Below are 26,101 nucleotides of genomic sequence, written 5' to 3' on the forward strand. Positions count from 1 at the left end.
ATAGAGGCGAAGAAAAGTATGGTGTTAGAAAAGAACATTATCATGTTTTTTGGGTGGATACGCCTTGGAGGACGGGACCGTGCGTGAGGCGTTCGGACGCTTTCTGCGGCGGCATCTGCCGCGGCACGGCATGCTGTGGGCCGGGCTCCTCCTGGTCGGCGGTATTTCGCTCGCCTCCCTCGCCGCGCCCTACGTGACGCCCTACGATCCGCTGTCCCTAAACGTCGACGCCATCCTCACCCCTCCCGGGCCGACCCATCCCCTCGGCACCGACGCCCTGGGCCGCGACGTGCTCTCGCGCCTGCTCTACGGCGGGCGGGTGTCGCTTTGGGTCGGGTTCGTGGCCGTCGGGCTTTCCGTGTCCATCGGGCTTGCGCTCGGGCTTTGCGCCGGCTATTTCGGGGGGCTCGTCGACGAGGTCATCATGCGCGGCGTGGACGTGATGCTTTGTTTCCCCTCGTTTTTCCTGATCCTGGCCGTCATCGCCTTCCTCAACCCGTCGCTGATCAACATCATGGTCGTCATCGGGCTCACGTCCTGGATGGGCGTGGCGAGGCTGGTGCGGGCCGAGACCCTGACCCTTCGCGGCCGCGAATTCGTGCTGGCCGCCAAGGTCTCGGGCATGCGGGCCCCGGCCATCCTTTTTTTCCATATCCTGCCCAACGCCGCCGCGCCGGTGCTCGTCTCGGCGACCCTCGGCGTGGCCGGAGCCATTTTGACCGAATCCTCGCTCAGCTTCCTGGGCCTTGGCGTGCAGCCCCCCATGCCGAGCTGGGGCAACATGCTCATGGAAGGCAAGGAAGTGCTGGAGGTCGCCCCGTGGCTGTCCATTTTCCCGGGGCTGGCCATATTGCTCACCGTGCTCGGCTACAATCTCATCGGCGAAAGCCTGCGCGACATCCTGGACCCCAGGCTGCGCCAGTAGGATACGAGGCAAGGCGGCGCGTATGATCGAAGTGCTGCGGATAAAGAATCTGGCGCTCATCGACGACCTGGAGCTGGAACTCGGCCCCGGGCTCAATGTGCTGACCGGCGAGACCGGGGCGGGCAAGAGCTTCATCGTCTCGGCCGTCAATTTTCTCACCGGCGAGAAGATGCGGCCCGAGCTCGTGCGGGCCGGCTGCGACAAGGCCGTGGTCGAGGCGCTTTTCGTCCAGGACGGCGAGGACCTCATCTTGCGCCGGGAGCTGGCCGCCGGAACCGGGCGCAGCCGCATCTACGTGGGCGACTCCCTGGCCTCGCGCGAGACGCTGGCCGCCATGCGCCCGAGGCTCCTGCTCCACGCCTCCCAGCACGGCCAGCAACGCCTGCTCCAGCCGGCCTTTCAGGCGGCGCTCCTGGACGCCTTTCTGCCCGATCCCGCCCCCCTGGCCGAGCGCAACCGGCTGGTCAAGGAGTTGACCGATATTGCCGGCCGCATCCGCGAACTCGATGCCAAGGCCTCGTCCCTGGAGGAAAAACGCCAGTTCCTGGAGTTCCAGCAGACCGAGATCAAGAAGGTGAATCCGCTCCCCGGCGAGGAGGAGGAACTGAGCGCCAAACGGGCGGCCCTGGCCCAGGCGCGCAAGGCGTCGGAAGCGCTGTCCAAGGCCCTCGAGTGCATCGAGCGCGAGCCCAAGCTCCTCGACGGCCTGGCCGACCTGCACGCCGAGCTGCTCCACGCCGGCGCGGTCGCGCCGGAATTCACCGACGACGCCGAGGCCGTGGCCGCCTTCCGCCATCAGCTTAAGGACATGGCCGTGCGCCTGCGCCGCGCCCCGGCGGCCGGGGCGGCCGTTTCGGCAAGCGATGCCGAGGCCATCGAAAAACGCCTGTTCGAGCTGGCCCAGCTGCGGCGCAAGCTGCATAAATCCCTGGCCGAGATCGTGGACCTCGGGGGGCAAGTCACGGCCAACCTCGATTTTCTGGACGGGTGCGCCCTGGACCGCAAGCAGCTGGCCCGGGAGGAAGCCGCCGGCATGGAGGCCCTGGCCACGGTGCTGGACACCCTGGCCGAGGCCCGGCGCGCGGCGGCCAAACGTCTGGCCGACGCCCTGGAGGATATCCTGCGCGGGCTCGGGTTCTCCAAGGACGTGAAGGTCATTTTCGAATTTTCCCCGGCCACGGTCCATACCCCGGTGGCCGTGGCCGCGCCGGCGCTTGTCGAGGACAGGGCCCGCATCCTGTGGCGGCCCAATCCCGGCCAGCCGCCCCAGCCCCTGGACAAGATCGCCTCGGGCGGCGAGCTTTCCCGCTTTTTGTTGGCGCTCATGTCCCTTTCCGCCGAACCCGGCGGCCCGACCCTCATTTTCGACGAGATAGACGCCGGCATCGGCGGCCTGACCCTTGGCAGCGTGGGCGAGTACGTCAAAAAGCTTTCCGGGACCTCGCAAATCGTGCTGATCACCCACTGGCCCCAGCTGGCCCGGCTGGCCGACCGGCATTTTTTCGTGCGCAAGTCCGTGGAAAACGACCAGACCAGCACCCGCTGCACGCGGCTTTCCGGCCAGGCCGTGGCCTCGGAGCTGGCCCGTATGGCCGGCGGCGGCGAGGCCGGCGTGGCCATGGCCCAACGGCTGCTCACCGATCTGTAGCATCCTTTCCTTCCAGGCCGTAACGGATAGCCGGGGGCGCCGCGCTTGAAGCGGGGGGGGCGTCCCGGCCCCTTGCCGGGCGCGGGCGTCGGGGATAGGTTGGTCTCGCGGCGGATAACCCATGGAGGTCCCCCCCATGTCGCCCCAGGTCGAAACGATCCTGCTGGCCGTGGATTTCTCGGAGGCCGCGCAGTACCTGGCCGAATACGCAACCATCTTCGCCAAAGGGCTCGGCGCCCGGCTGCTCGTGCTCTACGTCTCGCCGAGCATGAACCGCTACGCCAGCCTCTACGTGCCGCCCCAGAGCATCCGGACCCTGGTCGACCAGATTCTGGAAGGCGCCAACCGGGTCATGGGCGAGTTCATGGACGCGCGCTTCGCGGACATGGCGGCCGAGGGCCGGGTGGAATACGGCTACGCCCCGGAAAAGATTCTGGAAGTGGCGCGCAAGGCCGGCGTGGACATGATCATCATGGGCACCCACGGCCGGCGCGGCGTGGACCGCATTCCTTTCGGCTCGGTGGCCGAAAAGGTGGTCAAGACGGCCACCGTGCCCGTGCTGACCGTGCGTCCGGTCTGAGACCGGCGGCCTTTTTTCGGAAAACGGCGTGAGACCGTTGCCCAAACCGGGCGCATGGCGTATGGAGAGAACCTCTATCCCCCTGCAACGCGGAAGGTCCCATGGCCGACGACGTCCCGAGACAATATCTGACGTTTCGCCTTGGCAACGAATGCTTTGCCCTGGAATCCCTGGTGGTGTCCGAGGTGCTCGACGTGCCGGCGATCACCTGGGTGCCCCTGTCTCCGGACTATTTGCGCGGCGTCGTCAACCTGCGCGGCAACGCGGCCACGGTGGTGGACCTGCGCCGCAAGCTGGAACTCGGTGAGGCGGACGAGGGTGAGACGTCCTGTCTGGTCATCGTGGAGCGCGATTTCGACGGCGAGACGCTTCCCGTGGCCGCCCTGGCCGACGACGTGCACGAGGTGGTGGAAATCGCCCCGGCGGACATCGCCCCGCCCCCGGACATGGGGCTGCCCGTGCCGCCGCGCTTCGTCAAGGGACTGGCCATGGTGGACGGCGGCTTCGTCATGGTCCTCGACCCGGACCGGCTTTTTTCCCTGGAAGAGGTCTCCGCCCGTCGGCGCTAGGCCCCTTTTACGCTCCCTTAACAAATCTCTTTCGCAGCCGGATCCGAGGCTGCATTACCGCATTTGCGCGGCGCATATGCCAGGACTCCCCTGTATTCCGTCGAAAGTCTTTGGAAAGGGGGCCCGGGGGAAGAACCTTTCCGCAAGAAAGGTTCTTCCCCCGGTCTTTCAATCCCCGTACAGGCGGCGGTACATCATGGCGTTGGCCGTGATGCGCCGCACGTAGTCGCGGGTTTCGGTGTAGGGAATGAGCTCGGTGAAAAGTTCCTGCCCGAGCCCGCCCAGGTGCCGCGTCCAAAGCCGGGCCCTGGTCTGCCCGGCGTTGTAGCCGGCCAGCGCCGCGGCCAGACCCCCCGCCTTCTCCACCCGCTCCCGAAAAAAGGCCACCCCGAGCCTGATGTTGACCGCCGGATCGAACAGTTGCCGACGCGTCACCTTGAGATCGAGCTTTTTGCCCACGGACTTGGCCGTGGCCGGCATCAGCTGCATGAGCCCCACCGCCCCCGCCCCGGACACCACCTTGGGGTCGAAAAAGCTCTCTTGCCGGATCAGCGAATAGACCATGTCCGGGTCGATGTCCGAACCCTTGAGCGCCGCAACCACCAGCCGGTCGTAGGCCCGGGGGTAGAGCGCCTGGCGCAGCGGGGCCAGATCCGCCGCCGTGCCGCGCAGCAGGCAGCCGCCGAACGTGCGCCAGGCCGTGCGCAGGACCGTGCCGCGACGGCCCATTTCCTCCGCCGCCGCAATATTCGCCATGGCCAGGTCGGCCCGTTCGGGCATGGCCCGGCTGGCGAAATCGAGCTCCATTCCGGCCAGCGACGGCAGGCCCGAATCGGCGAGCAACCGGGCCTTGTCCAGGTCGTCGGCCGCTTGTTGCGAAAAGCCGTCGGCATGTCCCGGGCACGTCGGGGTGCGGCGCACCGACGAGGCGACCACGTCCGGGACCGCCTTGCCGAGCCCGGCCAGGGCGGCGGCGGCCTTGCCGCCGTAATAGGTATTGGGGCGGCGGGACATGGCCTCGAGATAGGCGGCCGCCGCCTCCTCGGGCCGGTCCAGGGCGGCCAGCGCCTTGCCCCGCCAGAAGCGCGCCCCGTCGGCCCAGTCGTCGTCCGGGAAACGGGCCGTAAACGCCTCCAAATCCGTGACCGCCCCGGCCATGTCCCCGGTGACGTAGCGCAGGATCGCGGTCAGCGACGCGCCCTGGGCGGCCAGATCCGGCGAGACGGCCAGTCCCTTGAGCTGCTGCGCCGCGTCGAGGGCCTCCTTGAAATGTCCGTTTTCGGCCAGCACCAGGGCGAGATGGCGCGCCGCCACCTCGCGCAGGGGGTCGTCGCGGCTGGGCGCGGCCAGCACCCGGCGCAAGAGCGCCTCCATGCGGGCGATGTCCTCGGCGTCAAACGAGCGCCACAGACAGCGCGCCTCGTGGTAGCGGGCCCAGCCGGCCAGCGGCGCATCGGGATCGATTGCGGCCGCCTTGGCGAACATTCCGGTCGCCGCCCGGAACTTGCGCTGGCGGTAGAGCGCCTTGCCGCGCACGTAATCGGCCCGGGCCGCCTGTCCGGCGTCGAAGCCGTGGCTGCCCTGCAACAGGGTCAGCGCCGCCTCGGGCGAGCGCTTCTCCACCATGGCCTCGGCCCGCAGCAGCACGTTGGCCGGCGTGTCCGGATCGAAGGCGCAGGCCGCGTCCTTCCCTTTGGCGCAAAGCGCCCGGGCCAGGGCGTTGCCGGCGGCGGCGGCTTTGGACGCCGGCCAGGTGAGCGACAGATGGCGCAAGAAGTCCGCCGCTTTGCGGTCCTGGCCGAGTGCGGCGGCGGCCACGGCGGCCCGCAGCCAGACTTCCGGGGCCAGCGGCGCGGCGGCCTCGGTGAGCCAGCTTTCGGCCAGGGCCAGCGTTTTCTCGTGGTCGCCGAGGCGGGCGGCGCTTTGAAGGGCCAGATACTGGCCGTCGCGGCCGAGAAAGGAGGTTTCCGGCGCGGCGGTGAGCGGCGTGAGCGCATTGAGGGCCCCGGCCGCGTCCCCGGCCAGGTAGAAGCCCAGTCCCGCGTAATAGGCGGCGACATCGGCCAGGGGGCCGGCCTTCGACACCACGGCGGCCAGCCGCGCCGCGCCGGCGGCCTCACGGCCGGCCAGCACCTCGTTTATGCCCAGGGCCGTTGCATAGCCCGCGGCGGCGTTTTCCCCGTTCACGGGCCGGGGCGCCTTGTCCAGGCTGCCCCCGAGCCGGGCCGAACGGGGCAGGGGAATGCCGTCCGGCGCGGCGGGCGGTGACCAGGGCTCCCGTCCCGCGGCCCCGACAGTATCGGAAAGCGCGGCAACGAGCGTCAGGACCAGGGCAATCCATACCCAACCAAACCGATCGGAGAAGCATTTTATTCCCGGCATGCGCATGCGGAATATCCTACCTTGGCGAGTCGTATATGGCCATTTTCCTTGATGTCTCGAACAAGGACACCCCTTGACTAAACGTGAAATTCGTGACTAACAAGCCGGAGTTTTCAGGGGTCCGCTATGAGTATTCGGGTTTCGCGCGTTTGTCGCGCGAAGCCTGTGCCTTTTTCCACCCGTCAAGGAGGTCGGTATGTCCTTCGCGCAGTCCTGGGATTTCACGCCGGGCGCCCGCGTCGTTGTAGACGATCTGCGAAAGTGCTCGCGTGAATACGAGTGGCTGGAGGAACCTTACGTCTCGCCCGACGGCGAGACCGTGGCAATGGTAGCCGCTTTGCCGGACGCCGAGTTTTCCCTGGCGGTCAATGGTGAAGTCTGGGAGGAAACCTTCGACAAGATCTGGTATCCGCGCTTTTCCCCGGACGGCAGGTTGACCGCGCTCGTGCAGTCGGCCGGCGAATGGACCATGGCCGTCGACGGCGCCGCCTGGGAAGAACAGTACGGCTACATTTGGAACACCCTTTTCTCGGAGGCCGGCGACGTCATCGCCGCCCCGGTCCAGATCGACGGCCGGTACGGCATGGTGGCCAACGGGACCGTCTGGGAAACCCTCTTCGAGAACGCCAACATGGTGGCCCTGTCCCGCGACGGGTCCGCCTCGGCGGCGGTCGTCCAGGTCAAGTCCCTGGCTCAGGCCGACATCGAGACTTTCCAGAACGGCATCTTCAGCGTGGCCGTAAACGGCGTCGCCTGGGATTCCATCTTCGTCAACTGCTGGAATCCGGCCTTCGACGCCGCGGGCAAGCGCGTGGCCGCCACCGTGCGCCGCACGCTCTACGACTACACCATCGCCGTGGACGGCAAGGCCTGGGAAGGCGCGTACGCCTGCGCCTGGGGCCCGGTCTTCAACCCGGCCACGGGGCAGGTCGCCGCGCCGGTGCGCAAGGCCGGGGCCTGGGGCATGGCCATCGACGACAAGATGGTCTGGGAACCCCGCTTCGCCCAGGTCTGGCATCCGGCGTTCTCCGCCGACGGCTCCAAGCTGGCGGCCATCGTGGCCCCGAGCTTCGGCGTCTTCACCGTGGCCGTGGACGGCACGCCCTGGGACGCGACCTTCCCGGTGGTCACGGACCTCGCCATCAGCCCGGCCGGCGGCCGGGTGGCCGCCATCGGCAATGACCAGAACACGAATTTCACGGTCATCTGCGACGGCAAGGTCTGGAGCGGCCAATACGACATGGCCTGGCCCCTGGTGTGGAGCGCCGACGGCGCGCACCTGGCCGTGGCCGTGGAACGCGCCGGCCGGTTTACGGTCGTGTGCGACGGCAAGGCCTACCCCCAGAGCTTCGACAAATGCTTCGACCCGGCGTTTTCCCCGGACGGAACCAAGGTCCTCATCCGGGCCATCGCCGACGGCAAGCTCCATCGAATCGTGGCCCCGCTTACGGCCTTTACCGGCTAGGAGGAAGTCATGCACGCCTTGTACGATCTCGCCGTCGGACCGCTGGCCTGGCTGGCCTTCGGCATCTTTATCCTCGGTTCGGCCTATCGCCTGCTGGCCATGCGCGCCCTGGCCCTCAAAAAGGACGGGGCCTTCGTGGCCTTCATCAGCTGGCCCCACGCCATCAAATCCCTCACCCACTGGCTGACCCCCTTCGGGTCGCTGGGCTGGCGGGAGAATCCCGTCGTCACCGTGGCCACCTTCGTCTTTCATATCTGTCTCTTTCTGGTGCCGCTGTTCCTCATGGGGCACATCGTGCTCTTCGACACCTTCCACGGCTGGTCCTGGCCGGCGCTGCCCGGACAGCTGGCCGACATCCTGTCCATCGTCGTGGTCGTCATCTGCGCCTACTTCCTGTGGCGGCGCGTAAGCGTCCCCGAAGTGCGCTTCGTCACCAGCGCCCAGGACGTCGTCGTGGTTTCCCTTGTGGGCCTGACCTTCCTGACGGGCGTTTTGGCCTATCATCGCATCGGCGACAACCTGGTTATGACCACCCTGCACATTCTGTGCGGCGAGGCCATGCTGATCGCCATCCCGTTCACCAGGCTCTCCCACATGCTGTTCGGCTTTTTCAGCCGCGGCTACATCGCCTCGGAGTTCGGGTCCGTCAGACACGCCAAGGACTGGTAGAGACCGGAGGATTTCATGAGCACCATTGCCGACCGCCTCATCGAGGATGAAGGGCTCAGGCGCGGCGTTTCCCGCCTGAACCCGGAGAAGATACAGAAGGTCTTCAAGGAGCTGATCGCCGGCGAATGCGGCGCGCGCCTGAAAACCTATATGGAGACCTGCGTGCACTGCGGCATGTGCGCCAAGGCCTGCCACTACTACATGTCGCACAAGGACCCGAGCTACATGCCCGTGGCCAAGGTCACCCAGACCATGAGCCGCCTGCTCAAGGCCGACGGCAAGGTCGACCCGCAGGTCATCTACGAGTGCGCCCAGCTCTCCTACACCGAGTGCAACCTGTGCCGCCGCTGCATCCATTACTGTCCGCTGGGCATCGACACCGGCTACATCATGAGTGTGGTGCGCCGGCTGTGCTCCAAACTCGGCTGCACCCCGCAGTACATCCAGGACACCGCCCACAGCCACTCGGCCACCATGAACCAGATGTGGGTGAAAGACGACGAGTGGCCCGACACCCTCCAGTGGCAGGAAGAAGAGGCCCGCGACGAGTTCCCGGACCTGCGCATCCCGCTCGAGGTCGAGGGCGCGGACTTCATGTATTCGGTCATCGCCCCGGAACCCAAGTTCCGCACCCAGCTCATCTACCAGGCCGCGGCCATCTTCAACGCGGCCGGGCTTTCCTGGACCATGCCGGCGACGCCCGGCTGGGACAACTCCAACATGGCCATGTTCTCGGGCGATTCCGAGATCATGGGCCGGGTCGAGCGCGCCCACTACGAGACCGCCCAGCGCCTGCGCGTCAAGCGTATCGTCATGGGCGAGTGCGGCCATGCCTTCCGCGCCGTCTACGACGTGGGCAACCGCTGGCTCGGCTGGAAATGGACTCCCGTCCCCATGGTCCACTCGATCGAGTTCTTCTGGGAGCTCATCCAGCAGGGCCGCATCAAGATCACCCACAAGTACGCCGACCCGGTCACCATCCACGACCCCTGCAACGTCATCCGCGGCCGCGGCCTCATGGACAAGCTGCGCGACGTGGTCCACTTCCTGTGCGAGGAAGTGGTGGAGATGTACCCCAACCGCGAGCACAACTACTGCTGCTGCGCCGGGGGCGGCGTCATCAACTGCGGCCCCCCTTTCAAGAACACCCGCGTCGCCGGCAACGCCATCAAGGCCGAGCAGCTCAAGGCCACGGGAGTGAAGACCCTGGTCGCCCCCTGCCACAACTGTCACGGCGGTTTGGAAGACATTGTCAGCAAGTACGAACTCGGCATGCACATCAAGTTCCTGGGCGACATCATCTATGAACTGATGGAGAAGCCCGAGGCGGAGTAACCCCGGCGAGCAGGAGAACCCGATATGAAACGACGCACCATACCGCTTGCGCTTGTGGCTCTCGTCGCCGCCTGCTTCCTGGCGATCCCGGCCTTGAGCCAGGAGGACATGACGACTATCCCGGACCAGGGCTTTGCCGCGCATACCCGGCTGCCGGCGGTCTTCAACCACGACGCCCACAACGAGAAGGCGGGGATTTCGGACTGTACGACCTGCCACCACGGTGAAAAGGACGGCAAACGCGATCCGTCCCAGGACACCTCCGGCATTCCCTGTTCCGACTGCCACACCGCCGCCGGCAAGCCCGGCCGCACCCCGCTGATGCGGGCTTTCCACGAGCAGTGCATGGGCTGCCACATGGCCAAGAAAAAGGGCCCCGTGACCTGTGGCGACTGCCACCGGCCCGTGAAGTAAGACCACCCATACGCGAGCACGAGGCGCGACCGGGAAACCGGCCGCGCCTTTTTGGTTGCTCTCTGGGGGAAACCCTTTCTGAAGAAAGGGTTTCCCCCAGCCCCCCTCCCAAAGAATTTTAGTGGTTACAACGTATTATTAAATCAATTGCGGGCGTTATAGTTTATTTTGGGGGGGAGAGCGCGAAAGGGGGAACCTTTTTTCAAGAAGGTTCCCCCTTTCGCATTCTCTTCCCTCCAATCAAGGCCCCAGGGGACCTGTTCGGTTGCCGCGCCAAATTGCGGGGAGCGTTGCTTTTCAGGGGAAATACGTTAAACGTTCAATCAATATGGAGACTATAAAAGCAACACGAGAAGAAAATAGAGTTTTGAATGCGGGGCGGTTTTTCAGGGTGCCATCCCTCGCCGCACAGTGGGCAATCTATTGTGCCGGACTTCTTGCGCTTACGAGCATCATCGGCCTGAATATTTATTTTGAACGTGGAACTGTTGAGAATTATGAGATAAAGCTTCTCGAGATCCAGACGGACATTGTTCAGAAGATATTTGATCAGGATATTATCGCGCTCAATACAGTCCTCGAAGATCTGCGGATAACAGCGTTTCCCATCCCGGACACAAAGATGGTCGACCAGAGGCTGCGCATTCTGACCAGCGCGCTGACTGGAGTTCGAACGCTGAGCTTCTACGACGCGCGGGGCACGGTGGTCGCCTCCAGCCGCCCGGAGTTGATCGGCCGTAATTTCGCCCACCGCGACTATTTCACCGACATGAAGCAGGGCGGCGATGCCGGGACCCTTTATCTCAGCCGTCCCTTCAAGTCGGTTCTCGGGCCATGGGTCATTGTCGCCGGGCGCATCATCGTCGGTCCTGAGGGAAAGTTCGCCGGAATTGTCAACGCCACTCTGGACCCTGGCTTTTTTAAACCGTTGCTCCGGGCCATGCTTTATGCGCCGGACATGTGGGTGAATCTGGCGCATGCCGGGGGAACCAGCTTTCTTATGGTGCCGCCGCGCGACAATGCGGAAGGCGCCGATCTCGCCAAGCCCGGCTCGTTTTTTACGCGGCATATGCAAAGCGGCCGCGACCGCAATGTCTTTCAAGGCAGGGCCTCCCTCACAGGAGATCATCGCCTGCTGGTCGTGCACACGATCCACCCCGCGGGGGTGCCGATGAACGTGCCGCTCGTGATCGGCGTCAGCAGGGACACCCATGTCATCTATGGGGACTGGAGAAGGAATGCCTGGCTCAAGGGCGGCGGGGGGCTGCTTGTGGCCTTGGCCTTCGCGCTGGTGCTGCTCTCCGTCCAGAGGTGGCGATATAAAAGCGATGCGGAGATGGCCAGGGCCGCCGAAGAACTCGCGCGTCGCGACCATTTTTTACGTATGGTGATGGACAACGTCCCGGCCATGGTCGCCTATTGGAATGCCGAGAATCGCTGTGAGTACGCCAACAAAGCCTATCAGGAGTGGTTCGGCAAGACATGGGACCAGATGGAAGGGATAGACATTCACGAACTGCTCGGGGACGCGCTTTATGCGGAAAACGAGGCGCGTATCCGTGGGGCGCTCCGTGGCGAGGCCCAGGTTTTCGAGCAGGGGAGAACCCGTGCCGACGGCGCGATCGGCCATACCCTTGTGCGGTATGTTCCTGACAGTGTCGAGGATGGCGTGCGTGGCGTATTTGTGCTTGTCTCCGATGTGACGGAACTTATCGTTACGCGACATGAACTGGAACGCCGTGTCGAGGAGCTGCATCTTCTCGCCACAAAAGACGCGTTGACAGGCATCAGCAACCGTCGTCACTTTTTGGAGCAGGCAAGCATGGAACTCGTTCGGGCGAAGCGTTACGGCAAGCCTTTTGCCCTGCTCATGCTTGACGTGGATCACTTTAAGGCCGTCAACGACACGCATGGCCATGATGTGGGGGATGAGGTGTTGCGTTCCCTTGGCGCGGAGCTTCAGGGAACGGTACGCACGTCTGATCATGTCGGCCGGATCGGCGGCGAGGAGTTCGCCGCGCTGATCATCGAGGCCGATATCGAGAACGCGCGTGAGGTGGCCGAGCGGTTGCGGCAGAAGCTGTACAGCTCTTGCATCGATACGCGCACCGGGCCGGTTTCCTATACAGTGAGCATCGGATTGGCGGAATATCAAAGAGAGGACGACTCCGTGGACGACATGCTGCGTCGGGCGGATCTTGCCTTGTATCACGCAAAGCGCAATGGCCGTAATCGGGTTTGTTGTTACGGCGAGTTTTAACGTGTGTCGCTGATTGCCCCGCATGCAACCGCCTTTCGGGCGGGGCAGGGACCCCACGTTTTTTTCCCACTCTGGGAGAAAGCCCGATCTGCCCAAAAGAGGCTTCGCCCTGGCCGTCCCAATGCCTCGAGATCAATTCTTGCATAGAGTTGGGGAAAGGAGACGACCATGGGACGTGTTTGCCTTGCCTTCGCCGGTCTTGTCGCGGCCTGGCTGCTGGTTGCCGCGCCGGCGGTTGCCGTCGATCCCGCGAACCTGCCCGAACCGTTGCCCGCCCCCGCCCCCGCCCCCGCGCCCGAGCCGGAGGCCGCACAGGCCGGGCCGCGGGCCACGCCTCCAGGCCGGGCTCCCGGCGACGTGCGACGTCATGTTTCCGACGCAAGGGTCTTCTCCGCCACCTCGACCTGCTTCTACGGACCGAGCATCGAGCGGGGGCAGGCCAGGCATTTGTGCGTCAATCAGACCCGGGGCAAGCTCATCGACACGGCCGCTTCGAATCTGGCCGCCGATCCGGGCGTGGCCCGGCTGCGGCTATCCCACCGCGACCTGCGCGCCTTTGCCGACAGTCTCATGCGGGTGTCCGTGGCCGACGAGGAAATACGTCCCGTGCCGGATGGAACCGCCGTGCGCCTGACGCTACGGGCCGAGACCCCGGCCGAGGCCCTGGAGTCGCATCTGGCCGCCTTTGCCGCCGACGGGAAGCTGCGCGCCGCCGCCCTGGCCGAAACCGCCAAGCGCGACCGTCTGGCGGCCGAGGCCCGCATGGCCGCCGTGCCCTTTGGCGCGGACCGGGAATTTGCCGCCAAGGGCATGGAAAACAGGATGCGCGAGGACGCGTCCTTTGCCGCCCGGCGCGTCGTGCCCGGCATGTCCATGTCCCAGGTCAAGGAGCTGATGGGCGACCCGGCCGCCCTCAAACAGGCGGTCATCGGCCCGGAGAGCTACGTCTGCGCCGGTTACGGCCGCATCTGGGTCGTCTTCCGCGACGGGCTCGTCTCCTGCCTGCGCACCCGGCTCGATTACGTGGACCGCTACGCCACGGACTGCCACTGCGCCGGGAATTACACCACCATACTGAAAAACGATTAGTGATTTGCCTGTCTTGACAGAGCCCCTGGCCGCTGGCTAGGGAGAAAGACGTTCGGCATTGCTTCCCTCGCCGTCTCCCGACCCATAGCCGCCGGAGGTCCCATGAGGGCGCTCATCGTTGATGACGATTTTTACAGTCGTAGTTTTCTTGAGTATATTCTGCATCCATACGCCAAATGCGATGCGGCCGTGAACGGCGAGGACGCCATCATGGTCTTCAAGAAAGCCCTGGAAGCCGGCGAACCCTACACCCTGGTCTTCATGGACCTGCTCATGCCCGTCATCGACGGCCCCCGCGCGCTCAAGGAAATCCGTGAGATCGAAAACGATTTCGGCATCGCGGACGGGGATGGCTGCAAGATCGTCATCACCTCGGTGCTCGAGGACGGCGAAGATACCCACAACGCCATGTACCTCGGCGGCGCGACGTCCTTTCTCCAGAAACCCGTGGATGAAAAATCCATCCTGGCCGAGTTGACGCGCCTCGGCTGCCTTGCGCCGGGCCGCGAAGGGTAGTTCGGAAGAGCGGAGGCGGGCGCGGGCGGGGAAGACTTTGATGGAAGTCTTCCCCGCCCGCGCCCGTTTCTTTTGTGCTGTCCCCTCGCACCCGCCGTTATTAAAAAAGCTGTTTTCACGCCGGGCTGGTACGGCCGGTTTTCGAAAGCCCGGACGCGACGCAAGTTGGCCGCGACTGCGGCGGCCTTTTGGTGTATGCCCGAAAATGATCAAAAGCGGGGGGCATTGCCGCAAGGGCCGTCGGTAGGGAGGTGTGGTCGATGCGCATGAAATGGCACATGCTGGCGACGGAAGCGCTTTTCGAGCGCTTCGGGACGTCCTTTGACGGCTTGTCTTCGGAGCAAGCCGGGGAGCGGCTCCTTCGCCACGGTCCCAACGCCCTGCCCGAGGCGGACGGGCTGCGTCTCTGGCGGCTCGTGCTCGACCAGGTCGCAAGCCCCCTTATCTACGTCCTTTTCATAGCGGCCGGCATCGCGGTCTGGGTCGGCGAATACATCGACGCGAGCGTCATTTGCTCCATCGTCATCCTCAACGGCATCATCGGCTTCACCCAGGAGTTCAAGGCGGAACGGAGCGTTTCGGGCCTGAAAAGCCTGCTTTCGCCGCGGGCGACGGTCATGCGGGACGCCAGGGAACGGGAAGTGCCGGTCGAGGACCTCGTTCCCGGAGACCTCGTCGTGCTTGCCTCCGGCGCCGTGGTCCCGGCCGATTTGCGCCTGATCAGGGCGACGGAACTGCGCGCGGACGAATCGGCCCTCACCGGCGAATCCGTTCCCGCCGCCAAAACGGCCGCCCCTTTGGCCGACCCGTTCCTGCCGGCGGTGGATCAGAGCAACATGGCCTTCAAGGGAACCGCGATCGTGCACGGCCGTGGTATGGGCCTGGCCGTCGCCACGGGCGAGGCCACCTGGCTTGGTTCCATCGCCAGGAAGATGCGCTCCGTGGGCCGGGTGAAGCCGCCGATCACGGTCCGGTTCGAACGCTTTGCCAGGCAATTGAGCCTGGCCGTGGTCATTGCCGCCGCGGCGTTGTTCGGGGTCGGCATCATGGTCGGCGAAAGCGTCAAGGACATGTTCCTCATGTCGGTGGCGGCCTTCGTCGCCGCCGTGCCGGAGGGGCTGCCGATCGTCGTCACCATCGCCATGGCCGTGGGCGTGCACCGGATGGCGCGCCACAACGCCGTCATAAGGAAGCTGCCGGCTGTGGAGACGCTCGGCAGCACCACGGTCATCTGCTCCGACAAGACCGGAACGCTCACCTTGAACGAAATGACGGTGCGGACGCTTGCCGATGGTGAGGCGTGCTATGCGCTGACCGGCCAGGGGGCCGCGCCGGAAGGGGATATCCTGTGCGACGGCCGACCGTGCGCGATCACCCAAGCGCCGCGTTTGCGCGACATGCTCGTGGCGGGGGTCCTTTGCAACGAGAGCCGCATCACGGAAGAAGACGGGATATTTTTGTTCGAGGGCGATCCCACCGAGAACGCCTTGTTGACGGCGGCCCTCAAGGGCGGCCTGAACCCGGCGGCGACACGCGTGGCGCATCGGCAGCTGGCGCTCTTGCCCTTCGAGTCGGAGCGCGGCTTCATGGCCAGCCTGAGCGCCGTGGACGGGCGCGGAGTGGCGCTGCTCAAGGGCGCGCCGGAAAGGCTTTTGGAGGCGTGCGCGTCGGACTGGGCCGGGACGCCGCTTAATGCCGCGAACGTTCGCGACACGGCCTCGGCCATGGCCAGGGAAGGGCTGCGGGTGCTGCTCCTGGCCCGCAAGGACTTTCCCGATGGGAAACGCGACCTCCACGAGGAGGACGTGCGGTCCGGGCTCACCTTTCTCGGCTTGATGGGGCTGCTGGACCCGCCCCGGCCGGAAGCGGCCCGGGCCGTCGCCGGCTGCCGCCGCGCCGGCATACGGCTCAAGATGCTGACCGGGGACCATCCGGAAACCGCCGTTGCCGTGGCCTCCATGATCGGGCTCGCGCATGCCGGCGATGTCGCGCTCACCGGCAGGGAGCTGGAGCGGCTGGACGGTCGCGACTTCGACGAGGCGGTGTTGCGCCACAGGGTGTTCGCGCGCGTCATGCCGTCCCAGAAACTGGCCATCGTGGAGTCCCTCAAACGCCAGGGACAGGTGGTGGCCGTGACCGGCGACGGCGTCAACGACGCCCCGGCGCTCAAGGCCGCCCATATCGGCGTGGCCATGGGGCGCAAGGGAACGGACGTGGCCCGGGAAGCCTCGGACATGGTGCTGACGGACGATTCCATAAACAGCGTCTACCATGCGGTGCAGGAAGGGCGGATCATGTTCGACAACCTGCGCAAGGCCGTGTTTTTTCTGCTGCCGACAGGGCTTGCCGAGCTGCTTTCCATCATGGCCGCCATGGTCATGGGCCTGCCCCTGCCCTTTGTCCCCACGCAGATCCTCTGGATCAACCTCGTGACCAACGGCTTGCAGGACGTGGCCCTGGCCCTGGAGCCGGGAGAGCCCGACGTGCTGGATCGCCGCCCGCGCCCCCTGGACGAGGGCATCCTCAACAAGGCGCTTTTGTGGCGCACGATCATCGTCGGCGTGACCATCGCCGCCGGCGTGGTCTGGTACTTCCAGTGGCTGTACCGTTCGGGGCAGGAGATTGAAGTCTGCCGGACGGGAGCCGTGACCGCCATGGTGTTCTTTCAATTCTTCCAGGTGCTCAATTGCCGGTCCGAAAAGCGCTCCATTTTTCTTTTAAACCCGTTTTCCAATATGTTCCTGCTGGCAAGCATGGTCGCCGCCGCCCTGGCCCAGGTGGCCGTCGTGCAGTGGCCCGGGTTCCAGTGGATCTTCAGGACCACTCCCCTGACCTGGCGGCAATGGGCCGCGTGCGTGGGGTTGGCCGTCTCCGTGGTGGTTGTGGTGGAAGCCGGCAAGCTCATGTCCAACCTGGCCGGCGGGAGGCTCAGGCGCGGGGCTTGAAAAAGCTCGGAACGGGGCGGATGAGGTGCTCCACTCCGAGCAGGCGGCAGACCTCGAGCAGGCTTTCGGCCGGCGCGGCGCATGTGCCCGCGCCTACGCCCCCATCGACCCGGGCCAATGGTTGCACCTGGAATACGATAGCCTGGTGATGCTCTAGGGGCGGTTTTTCGGGACGGCGAGGCTGGGGGCGTCGCGGATGACGCCCGGCGCTCCGAAGGCTATCGAACCGGACCTCCCCGGCGCGACAGGACGACGACGCCCCGCCGGCCGGGAAGGGACGGGTGACGGGCTACAGGGGCTTGTGGCAGAACCACCAGTCAAAGCATTCGTATTCGCCGGGGCGTTTTTTGGCGCTTGCCACATCCTTGGGCGGCGGCACGATGACGCGGTCCTTGATCAGCTCGTTATCGGGCCAGCCGGCGGGAATGGCCACGCCGTTGGCGTCGGAAGCCTGCAGGCCTTTGACCGCGCGCAGCAGCTCGTCCATGTTGCGGCCCAGCTCCTGGGGATAATACAGGATCAGGCGCACGATCCCCTTCGGATCCACAAGGAACACGGCGCGCACGGTGTTGGTGCCCTTGGCTGGATGGATCATGCCCAGGGTCTCGGCCACCTTGCCGCAATCGTCGGCGATCACCGGAAACTCGATCTCCACGCCGAGCTTTTCCTTGATCCATTCCACCCACTTGATGTGCGAGAAGACCTGGTCGATGGACAGGCCGACAAGTTCGCAATTGAGTTTTTTGAATTCGGCCAGCCGTTTTTGGAAAGCCACGAACTCGGTGGTGCACACCGGCGTGTAGTCGGCGGGGTGGCTGAAAAGAATAAACCACTTGCCCTGCATATCCTGGGGCAATTTCAGGGTTCCCTGGGTCGTGACGACCTCGATCTCGGGGAAGGGACTTCCGATGGGAAACATGGGCTCCTCCTGGTTAAAGGGTTGGCATGGGCGTGCGCCGGTTGGCGCGGTTGCGCCGGCGGCGGGTATTCGCTAATTGAAATTAGGAATTATTCTTATTTAGAATTTGGCCCTTGCGTCAAGGGAAAAATCCAAAAAAGAGCAAAATATTTTTTCATCTATTATTTTGGTGGGATGGCAGGATGGGTAGGCACGGGGAATCCCACGCCCGGGCCGCCTTGCTCGGGAAAAAAATGGGCTGACAGCGTCCGGCGTTTGCGCCGTGAAGAAGTGAAGAACGCGCTATACGTGGCGCCGCTTGAAATGGCCGTGCCGGCGCTACGGCCACATGCGCCGGCGCGCACGCCGAGGTCGCGACGCGAGGCGGAGCCCGCGCCGGGAAAGGCGGGAATGGAGGCGGCCGGGCCGAAGGACGCGGCCTCAGGCTTCCAACGCGTCGGCCAGGGCCTCGGCCACGAGCTGGGAGGAATACCAGTTCTGGCCGGTGATGATGCGGCCGTCGCGGACCACGAACCCCTGGTTCACGCCGTAGCAGTGGTACCGCGCTCCCCGGGAGGCAAGCGTGTCCTCGAGGACGTAGGGGATGTCCATGAGCACGCCGAAGGTCACCTCTTCGGCCCGGGAAAAGCCCGTCACCTTGCGGCCCGTTATCAGGTAGTCGCCCGAGGAGTCCTTGAGGTTCAGCAGTCCGGCCGGGCCGTGGCACATGCCCGAAACCAGGCCGCCCCGGGACCAGATGTTTTCGGCGATGGCGATCAGGGCCGGATTGTCGGGAAAATCGTAAAGCCCGCCATGCCCGCCGGTATAGAAGATGGCGTCGTACCTGGCGGCGTCCACCGTCTCCGGCCGGGGAGCCCCCAGGATGCGGTCCATGGCCTGCCGGTCCATGAGGAGCCGTATCTGGGCCGGGTCGTTGAAGTCGGTTTGGGCCAGCGACGGGCCGCCCGGGCCCGGGGTGGTGAAATCCAGCTCGATGCCCCGTTCGACCATGACGTAGTAGGGATGGACCAGCTCCGGAAAATAACAGCCGGCAGGCTTGCCGCCGCCCATGGCGGCATGGCCGGAGAGCACGAACAGGATACGCTTGGCCATGACAAATCTCCTGAGGATGCGGGAGAGGAGGATGCGAGAGGGGAAACCCTTTTGCAAAGGGTTCTCCCCTCTCGCGCTCTCCCCTTCCTAAATTTTTTAATAGTTATTGATGCATTGCCGCTAACATCTCGTCCTATTAAGAGCCTTTGGAAAGGGGGGCCGGGGGGAGAACCTTTCTGCAAGAAAGGTTTCCCCCCGGGGCCTTCCCTTCCCTCTACACCGCCAGTTCCACGCGGTTGCGGCCGTTTTCCTTGGCCCGGTACAGGGCCTGGTCGGCTCGGCTGACGAACTGGGAGGGCGTTTCGCCGGGAAGGTAGAGGGCCACGCCCAGGCTGGCGGTGACCTTGCCGGCCGTCGGGTGCCGCTTTTTCTCCAGCACCTTGCGCAGGCGTTCGGCGAACGGCAGCACGTTGCTGACGAACTCCGAGACCACCACCATGAATTCCTCGCCGCCCCAGCGCCCGAAGAAGTCCGTACTGCGCACGTTCCGGCCGATGGTGACGGCGATGTCCACGAGCACCGTGTCGCCCACGTTGTGGCCGAAGGTATCGTTGACGTCCTTGAAGCAGTCCACGTCCAGAAGAATGATGGCCAGCGAGCTTTCGTTGTCGCGGCAGTGCTCGATTTCGTGCCTGAGCCTGTCCTCGATGGAGCGCCGGTTGTAGACGCCGGTGAGCTGGTCCGTGGTGGAAAGGCGCTGGAGGGCCAGGTTTTTCCTGTTGAGCTCCTTGTTCTTCGCGTGCAGCTCGGCGGTGCGGGCCCGGACCAGGGTCTCCAGGTTGCAGTTCATCTCGTTGAGTTCGTTGTAGACCCTGGCGTTCTCCATGGAGATGGCCGCCTGTCCGGCCAGGATGTTGAGCAGTTGGAGGCGGTCCTTGCGAAAGGCTCCCCGGGTGGCGGCGTTTTCCAGATACAGCAGCCCGCGCACCTCGTTTTGCAGGATGATGGGCAGGCAGCACAGCGAGGCGGGTTTTTTCGCGGCGAGGTAGGGGCATTGGTAGAACAGCGTGGCCTGTTCGTCGCGATGGACCGAAAGCCCCGAGCCGGGAGCGGCCGGATCGGCCTGGTCGTTGAGGATGACCAAATGGCGGGTGCGCGCCACGAAATTGACCACCGCCGGGGAGATGTCCGGCGAGAGCTCCACGGGGGTCTCTTCGCCCGTCGCCTCCGGGAGCGGGGCCTGGTCGCCGGCCATGATCACGTTGGCCACCACGAGCCGGCCGTCCTTGTTGCGGATGAGCACGCCCTTGGTCGCGCCGGCGTTCTCCGTGGCGATGGCCGTGAGTTCGCGTCCCAGGTCGTCCATGACCATGTGCCTGGAGATGGCCTGGGTGGCCTTGATGACGGAGAGCAGGTCGAGCCCCTCGGAAAACGTTTCGGAAAAAGTGCCGCTGGAGGTCTCCAGGCCGAGGCTTTGGAAGGCGAAGAGCGGCGTGTTGCCGCGGATCGCGATGTCGGCCAGCGGGGTGCCGTAGGCTTGGCGCAGGTGTCGTCCCTTGCCCGTGGCGCCCCAGCGGTCGTAATAGGACAGGGCCTGTTCGAAATAGGCCTTGGCCAGATGCGGCTTGCCGCGCCGCAGCCAGAACCGGCCGGCTTTTTCCGCGGCCATGGCGGCGTCCTGGACGAAGGCCGATTGCAGGGCCGCGTCGATGGCCTGGTCGTAGGTGTCGATGATCCGGGCGAGGTCCGGGCTGTCCCCGGCCGGGCCGGCCAGCCGTTCCGCTTCCGCCAGCAGGAGCTTGTGGCGGAAGTTGGCCGGGCAAAGCTCGGCCCAAAGGCGCAGCTTGTCGTGGCCGAGGGCGATGCGCGCGCCGAGCTCGCCTTGGGGCTTTCCCCCGGCCCGGCGGGCGTGCTCCAAAAGAAGCAGCGTATAGAAGAACCAGCTGTCCGCCAGCATGATCTGGCCCTGCTGGGTCGCGTCCACCACGTCGATCCACCCATGCAGGGTCTCGGGCGGGGGAAGCGCCTCCTCGGTGTTGGCCAGACAGGCCACCCGCAACTGGGAGTAGCGCAGGGAACCCAGGAAAAACGGCAGTGAGGCGAACTGTTCGGCCAGGGCCGCGCCGTCGAAATCCTTGTCGTCCAGGCTGGCGATGGAGCGCGTCTTGCCCCGCAGGTGCCGCAGCGGCTGCCCGACGATGAGCCGCAGCAACGTGACGATGCCGTCCATGCCCGAGGCGCGCAGGAATTCCAGGCTGCGCGCGGCCTGGGCCTCGACGTCGCCCAGGGGCGCGCCGGAGGCCAGCTGGACGTGGGCCAGTTGCAGGTAGACGTAGCCCGAGTAGGGCGAGCCCGAGGCCAGGGCCAGCCGCGAGGCTTCGAACCAATACCCGTGGCTCGAGGCCAGGGGGTTGATCCAGTGGTTCACGGCCAGGGAAAAGACGTGGTAGGTGTAGTTTTGCAGGGCCGGCACGGCGTAGTGTTCGGCCAGCCGGGCGGCCAGGCTGCCCAGGGCGTGGCCGGTGCGGTAGTCGCGGGCGCAAAGTCCCATGGCGCACAGTGTGGAGGCGTAGTGGATGTAGGCCACCGAAGCCAGGGGGCTTTTGCCCTGGTCCATGGCCAGGCGGGCCATGACCGCCGAGACCGCGGCGCAGACCAGGCCGCGCCCGATGAGGTAGGAATCGGCGTAGAGGTCGAAGAGCATTTCCTGGGCCAGGATATGGTCGGGGGCCGTGGCCTCGGGCTGGTCGTAGAGGGCGGCCGGGTCGCCGCCGGCCTTCTCCTCGATCAGGGCGCCGATATGGGCCTTCTCCGCCTCGAAAAGGGCGAGCAAGGCGTCGTCCTCGTGGGGGATTTCGAACCCGAGCAGCTCCAGGGCCCGGTATTCCAGTTCCACGGCTTCCGCGTAGCGGGCCTGGTGGTGGTATTGCTTGGCCTGGACATTGAAAAGCCGGAGCCGGTCGCGGTCCGTGGCGGCATGGGCGCGGATCTCGGCGCAACGGATTTCGGCCTCGTCGTAGCGTCCGGCCAGGTACAGGCTCTGGGCCAGATCCAGGGAAATGTCGCGCCACAGGGGGTAGTCGCTTTCCCAGGGCGCTTCGGGCAGCAGGGCGCGGGCGAAGTCCAGCATGCCGGTCGCGTCGGTAAAGGCCGTGGCCGTTTTGGCCTTGCGTCCGGCCGCGAGGGCCAGCTCCGCCACCCGGAGGCGTTCGCCGGGGTCGGTCAGGAGGGGCGCGCCCTTGCGCATGTGCTCGAGCACGTCGAAGAGCCGGTTGTCGTCCTTACCCGGCGGCAACGAATGCCAAACGAGCCGCCCCGCCGCCAGATGCAGGGCGGGCTTGCGCGTTTCCTCCAGCAGGGCATAGGCGGCTTGCTGGATGCGGTCGTGGCAGAAGGCGAAGGTGACGTCCTCGAGACGGTCCGCCGATTGCTGGATGTAGAGCTCCACGTCCCGGCGCGGCGAGGTGAGAAGCCCTTGCGCCAGGGCCGGGGCCAGATCCCGGGCCAGGGCCGTGCGGCCGCGGCCGCTTAGGCTCGCCAGCGCGTCCAGGGAGAACGGATTGCCGATCAAGGCGCCAAGGGGCAAAAGCTCGAGGCTCCCGGCCGGCAGGGTGGCCAGCCGCGCCTGCAGCGCCTCCACCACGTTGTCGGCATAGGGCATGGCCGCGACGGCCCGGTCGTCCCAGATCCAGCGGCGCAGTTCGCCGTCGAAGCGCAGATGGCCGTCCTGGTAAAGCGCGGTCAAAAGGGTGCGGGAAAAAAGCGGATTGCCGTTGGTCTTGGCGTGCAGGGCCCTGGCCAGGGAGGCGACTTCGGCGTGTTGCAGGCGAAACATCTCGGCCAGGTAGCCGCGCAGGTCGGTCTGGGTCAGCGGTCCGACGAGGACTTCGGCGATGCTGGCCTGCCGTTTGCGCATGGCGGCCAGGGTCACGGCCAGGGGATGGGTCTCGGCCACCTCGTTGCTGCGGAAGGCGCCGATGCAAAGAATGGCCCCTTCCCCGCGCAGGCTGCCCATGAGCTCCAGAAGCGACAGGCTGGCGGCGTCGATCCATTGCAGGTCGTCGAGGAAGAGCAGCAGCGGATGGTTGCGCCGGCCGAGCGCTTCCATGAACAGGCGAAAGAGCGTGCCCTGGCGGGTGCGGGCCGCAACCGGGTCCAGGGCGTGCGCTGGCGGCTGCTCGCCGATGAGCGTCTCCAGATCCGGGATGACCTCGCACAGCACCCGGCCGTTTTGGCCGACGGCGGCCAGGATGCGCCGCTTCCAGGAGGCGACCCGCGCCTCGCCTTCGCTCAAAATCTGGCGGATCAGCAGGGACAGGGCCTCGATGAGCCCGGAAAAAGGCACGGCCCGGTTGTACTGGTCGTACTTGCCGTAGGCGACGTAGCCTTTTTTCGCGGCCACGGCTCGGCTCAGCTCCTGGACCAGGGAGGTCTTGCCCGCGCCGGAGACGCCCCGGACTAGGACCACGGCGCTTTGGCCCTGGCCGGCCTGCTCGTAGAGGTCTTGCAGCGCGGCAAGCTCCCGGTCGCGTCCGACGATGCGTTCGGGAAACTGGAAGCGGTCGCGAATGTCCGCCTCGCCCAGGGGAAAAGGCGCGATCTCGCCGCGCCGCTCCAGGTCCGCGCGGCACCGGTGCAGGTCCGCGTGCAGGCCCACGGCGCCCTGGTAGCGGTCCCCGGCGTCCTTGGCCAGGCACTTCATGGCGATGTCTGACAGAGCCTGGGGAACGGCCGGATCGAGGGCGCTCGGGGCCGGCGGCGTCACGGCCAGATGGCTGTGGATCAGCGCCCCGGCGTCGTCTCCGGTAAACGGTCGCCGGCCGGTCAGCAGCTCGTAGAGCGTGACCCCGAACGAGTAGAAGTCGGAGCGGAAATCCACCGGCCGGTTGATGCGTCCGGTCTGCTCCGGGGACATGTAGGCCACGGTGCCTTCCACGGTTTCGGGCCGCAGTCCGGTCGAGGACTGCTGGGGCATGTCGATGGCCGAGCCGAAGTCGATGAGCACCACCCGCCCGGCGGCGCGCTCATAGAGGATGTTGGCCGGGGTGATGTCGCGGTGGATGATGCCCCGGGCATGGAGCTGGACCAGGATGCGGGCCAGCTTTTCCGCGACGTCCGTCGCTTCGGCCAGGCGCAGGGGGCGGTCTTCGGCCGCCTGCTTGAGGGTGGGAAAGTCGAAGCACTCCATGACCACGACGACGGAGCGCCCGGTATGGATGAGCCGCGCGGCATGGGGAATGTCCGGCAGGTCGAGCCGTTGCAGGTATTCGTATTCCTTTTCCAGAACGGTCAGGGCCTTGCCCGAGGGCAGAAGGACGGACGGCATCTTGAGGGCGGCCATCCGGCCGGTGGCGTCTTCCACTGCGGACACCACCCGGTGTTTGCGGCCGGTATGAATGGTTTCGAACCTGGAATAACCAGGGATACCGAACATTGTTGCTCCTTCCCGCCGCCGTCCCGGGCCGTGCCTCCCCCGGGACCCGCGGGCCATACCGCGCCCGCCGCGCTCGTGTCGCGACCTCGAAGAAAGTAGATACGTTTTTTTACGACAAAAACTTTGACGAATTATTTTTTCTTAAAGAATAGTGGCGCATTTTTTAAGGGTCGCGACACTAGCCGCTTATTTCCCGGCCGAATCCCAGCGGGCGACCCTGTTCCATTTCCCACTGCACCCCGTACGGGTCAAGCCAATAAAAGAAGGAAATGGTCGAAGTGCCGAGGTTTTCCGGGGGCCCGTAATCCGGGGACGGGTTTATCATCCGCACCTCCGGCTGCTTTTTGAGATGCTCGAACACGGCGCAGATATCCGCCACCTCCAGGGCCACGTGGCGCGGGCCGCCGATGTCGCCGGTCTTGTGGAAAACGATGTCCCGGCAGCACTCGGGGGCGTGGTAGCACATGAGTTCCAGGCACAATCCGGCCTGGGGATGGCGCAAAAAGCGCACGTCCACATCCACCTTGCCGTCCAGGAACCCGGCGTCGCGGGCGAAGGCCGGGGAGGTGTAGTGCGGAAAGTCGATGGCACCGGCATCGTTGTAGGCCATCTGGAAGCCCAGGGCGCGGCCGTAGAATTCCGTGGCCTTGTCCATGTCGTCGACCACGATGTTGATGTGGGAAAGCCCCAGCACCGAGGTGGTCATGGAAAGTCCCCCTCTGAGCGCTTCCAGGAAAAACGGCTTGAATCCCTGGTTCAGGCTGCGAAGCGAGGTGGCCCGGCGGCAGTTGCCCATGGCGTCGGAAACGATCAGGCAGGGCACGTCGCGGTTGTTGCCCCGCTCGCCCGGCTCCAGGATGCCCACGGGCAACTCCACGCCGCCGAAGAATCCCGGGGCCAGGAGATACCCGGCGGCCAGGGCGTCAAAGGGGTTGAACCCCGGGCTGCCGTATAGATCCGTCCATTCCCGGGCCCACTTGTACATGTAGGGCGCGAGATAGGAGCCCGTGTCGCCGGTGTTTTCCAGGCTGCGCGCATCCTCCTTGGTGATCCAGATCTGATGGCTCAGGGAGAAGGGGGCGAAGGTCAGCGGCACGTTGCTTTCGAGGATAATGCGCCAGGCCTCGACGTCGGCCTCGAAGTTCAGGGCGGAAAAAGGCCTGAGCTGCCTGGGGCCGACAATGAATTCTTCGCCCGGCATGCTGCGCGAGCCGGCCATGGCCACGATGCCCTGGATGTTGTCGACCAGTTCCGGGTGGGAGGCGATCAGCACGGCGATGTTGGTGGCCGCGCCCAGGCTCACGATGGTCATGGGCGCTTGGCGCAGGGCGTCGGCCATGGCCCAGGATGCGTCGGAGGCGGGCAGGGGCGCGCCTTTTTTGATGGGCCCGGCCGCGCCTTGCCGGACTTGCAGGCCCTTGGGGCCGAAGCGTTCCGTCAGTTTGGCGGCGATGACGCGGGCGTGCTTGGCGTCGGTGTTGCCGAAGGTGGAGCTTACGCCCCGCAGAGTGACAAGCGGGCTGCTGAAAAGCAGGAGCAGAGCCAGGGCATCGTCGATGTCGCGGTAGAAACCGGGAAAATGTTCCAATCCGATGGACACGTCGGTGTCGACCCAAAGCTCGGTGCAGGCGTTCATGGCTCCCTCCTGGCGGCGTTGGCTGGCGTGCGGGATGGGTGTTTTGCTATGTAATAAGGTTGTCTATTTTGTGAAGCGCCCGCGTCAAAAGGCGAGGGCGGAAAACAAAGACGAACGGAGGCACCTCCTCGGAAAAGCAACATCTTGAAATTTCGCATGCTCCGGCGAACACGGAACCGCGTCGTCGGTCGCGCCGGCTTTTTTCGGACTGGCGTCATGATAGCGTAAGACCGACAAGGAGGAAAGAGGAACGGCGGGGCATTCCCGGCGCGGCGGGCTCCCG

At 65.4% G+C, this 26,101-nt stretch carries 17 protein-coding genes; 12 read left to right on the forward strand and 5 right to left on the reverse strand.

Annotation, left to right across the window (positions count from 1 at the left end; translation table 11 throughout):
* Positions 1 to 130: 130 nt before the first annotated feature.
* The 4 genes from DESFRDRAFT_RS03455 to DESFRDRAFT_RS03470 all read left to right on the forward strand — a co-directional run bounded on the left by DESFRDRAFT_RS03455 (position 131) and on the right by DESFRDRAFT_RS03470 (position 3,722).
* Complete coding sequence (locus tag DESFRDRAFT_RS03455) at positions 131 to 925, forward strand: ABC transporter permease (protein ID WP_052303437.1); 795 nt, start codon at positions 131 to 133, stop codon at positions 923 to 925.
* Between the two features lie 22 nt (positions 926 to 947).
* Entirely contained in the window at positions 948 to 2,573 is a 1,626-nt protein-coding gene (locus DESFRDRAFT_RS03460) for a DNA repair protein RecN (protein ID WP_005991130.1), read from the forward strand.
* Positions 2,574 to 2,709: 136 nt separating this feature from the next.
* The gene (locus DESFRDRAFT_RS03465; protein ID WP_005991131.1) at positions 2,710 to 3,153 is read left to right on the forward strand and encodes a universal stress protein; all 444 of its coding nucleotides are present in this window, start codon (positions 2,710 to 2,712) and stop codon (positions 3,151 to 3,153) included.
* 101 nt (positions 3,154 to 3,254) lie between these two features.
* Complete coding sequence (locus tag DESFRDRAFT_RS03470) at positions 3,255 to 3,722, forward strand: chemotaxis protein CheW (protein ID WP_005991132.1); 468 nt, start codon at positions 3,255 to 3,257, stop codon at positions 3,720 to 3,722.
* A gap of 168 nt (positions 3,723 to 3,890) precedes the next feature.
* On the opposite strand, the gene DESFRDRAFT_RS03475 is transcribed toward DESFRDRAFT_RS03470, so the two are convergent.
* Positions 3,891 to 6,110 carry a lytic transglycosylase domain-containing protein gene (locus DESFRDRAFT_RS03475; RefSeq protein ID WP_005991133.1) on the reverse strand — a complete coding sequence of 740 codons (2,220 nt, stop codon included), beginning with the start codon at positions 6,108 to 6,110 and terminating at the stop codon, positions 3,891 to 3,893.
* Positions 6,111 to 6,300: 190 nt separating this feature from the next.
* Between DESFRDRAFT_RS03475 and tmcD the strand changes: the two genes are divergently transcribed.
* The 8 genes from tmcD to DESFRDRAFT_RS03515 all read left to right on the forward strand — a co-directional run bounded on the left by tmcD (position 6,301) and on the right by DESFRDRAFT_RS03515 (position 16,797).
* A complete protein-coding gene (tmcD, locus tag DESFRDRAFT_RS03480; RefSeq protein ID WP_005991134.1) occupies positions 6,301 to 7,569 on the forward strand; it encodes an electron transfer complex subunit TmcD in 1,269 nt (422 codons plus the stop codon).
* A 9-nt stretch (positions 7,570 to 7,578) separates the two neighbouring features.
* Positions 7,579 to 8,238 carry a TmcC family electron transfer complex membrane anchor subunit gene (gene tmcC, locus DESFRDRAFT_RS03485; RefSeq protein WP_005991135.1) on the forward strand — a complete coding sequence of 220 codons (660 nt, stop codon included), beginning with the start codon at positions 7,579 to 7,581 and terminating at the stop codon, positions 8,236 to 8,238.
* Positions 8,239 to 8,253: 15 nt separating this feature from the next.
* Positions 8,254 to 9,573 carry an electron transfer complex ferredoxin TmcB gene (gene tmcB / locus DESFRDRAFT_RS03490; protein ID WP_005991137.1) on the forward strand — a complete coding sequence of 440 codons (1,320 nt, stop codon included), beginning with the start codon at positions 8,254 to 8,256 and terminating at the stop codon, positions 9,571 to 9,573.
* Between the two features lie 24 nt (positions 9,574 to 9,597).
* Positions 9,598 to 9,987 carry an acidic tetraheme cytochrome c3 TmcA gene (tmcA, locus tag DESFRDRAFT_RS03495; protein ID WP_005991139.1) on the forward strand — a complete coding sequence of 130 codons (390 nt, stop codon included), beginning with the start codon at positions 9,598 to 9,600 and terminating at the stop codon, positions 9,985 to 9,987.
* A gap of 265 nt (positions 9,988 to 10,252) precedes the next feature.
* Positions 10,253 to 12,247 (forward strand): diguanylate cyclase, encoded by a 1,995-nt coding sequence (locus DESFRDRAFT_RS20590; RefSeq protein WP_144004898.1) that lies wholly within the window; start codon positions 10,253 to 10,255, stop codon positions 12,245 to 12,247.
* 168 nt (positions 12,248 to 12,415) lie between these two features.
* On the forward strand, positions 12,416 to 13,336 hold the full coding sequence (locus tag DESFRDRAFT_RS03505; RefSeq protein ID WP_005991143.1) for a hypothetical protein: 921 nt from the start codon (positions 12,416 to 12,418) through the stop codon (positions 13,334 to 13,336).
* A 102-nt stretch (positions 13,337 to 13,438) separates the two neighbouring features.
* Entirely contained in the window at positions 13,439 to 13,852 is a 414-nt protein-coding gene (locus DESFRDRAFT_RS03510; protein WP_005991145.1) for a response regulator, read from the forward strand.
* Between the two features lie 260 nt (positions 13,853 to 14,112).
* A complete protein-coding gene (locus DESFRDRAFT_RS03515) occupies positions 14,113 to 16,797 on the forward strand; it encodes a cation-translocating P-type ATPase (protein ID WP_005991147.1) in 2,685 nt (894 codons plus the stop codon).
* Positions 16,798 to 17,086: 289 nt separating this feature from the next.
* Here the strand turns inward: DESFRDRAFT_RS03515 and DESFRDRAFT_RS03520 are convergent, their stop codons facing one another.
* From DESFRDRAFT_RS03520 to DESFRDRAFT_RS03535, 4 genes are all read right to left on the reverse strand, one after another.
* Positions 17,087 to 17,716 carry a peroxiredoxin gene (locus DESFRDRAFT_RS03520; RefSeq protein WP_005991149.1) on the reverse strand — a complete coding sequence of 210 codons (630 nt, stop codon included), beginning with the start codon at positions 17,714 to 17,716 and terminating at the stop codon, positions 17,087 to 17,089.
* Positions 17,717 to 18,136: 420 nt separating this feature from the next.
* On the reverse strand, positions 18,137 to 18,808 hold the full coding sequence (locus DESFRDRAFT_RS03525; RefSeq protein ID WP_005991151.1) for a type 1 glutamine amidotransferase domain-containing protein: 672 nt from the start codon (positions 18,806 to 18,808) through the stop codon (positions 18,137 to 18,139).
* Between the two features lie 214 nt (positions 18,809 to 19,022).
* Positions 19,023 to 24,182, reverse strand: coding sequence for a diguanylate cyclase (locus tag DESFRDRAFT_RS03530; protein ID WP_005991153.1), 5,160 nt, complete (start codon positions 24,180 to 24,182; stop codon positions 19,023 to 19,025).
* Positions 24,183 to 24,360: 178 nt separating this feature from the next.
* Entirely contained in the window at positions 24,361 to 25,818 is a 1,458-nt protein-coding gene (locus tag DESFRDRAFT_RS03535) for a nucleoside hydrolase (RefSeq protein WP_005991155.1), read from the reverse strand.
* Between the last annotated feature and the right edge of the window lie 283 nt (positions 25,819 to 26,101).

It is taken from the genome of Solidesulfovibrio fructosivorans JJ], from assembly GCF_000179555.1.
Classification (GTDB): Bacteria; Desulfobacterota; Desulfovibrionia; order Desulfovibrionales; family Desulfovibrionaceae; genus Solidesulfovibrio; species Solidesulfovibrio fructosivorans.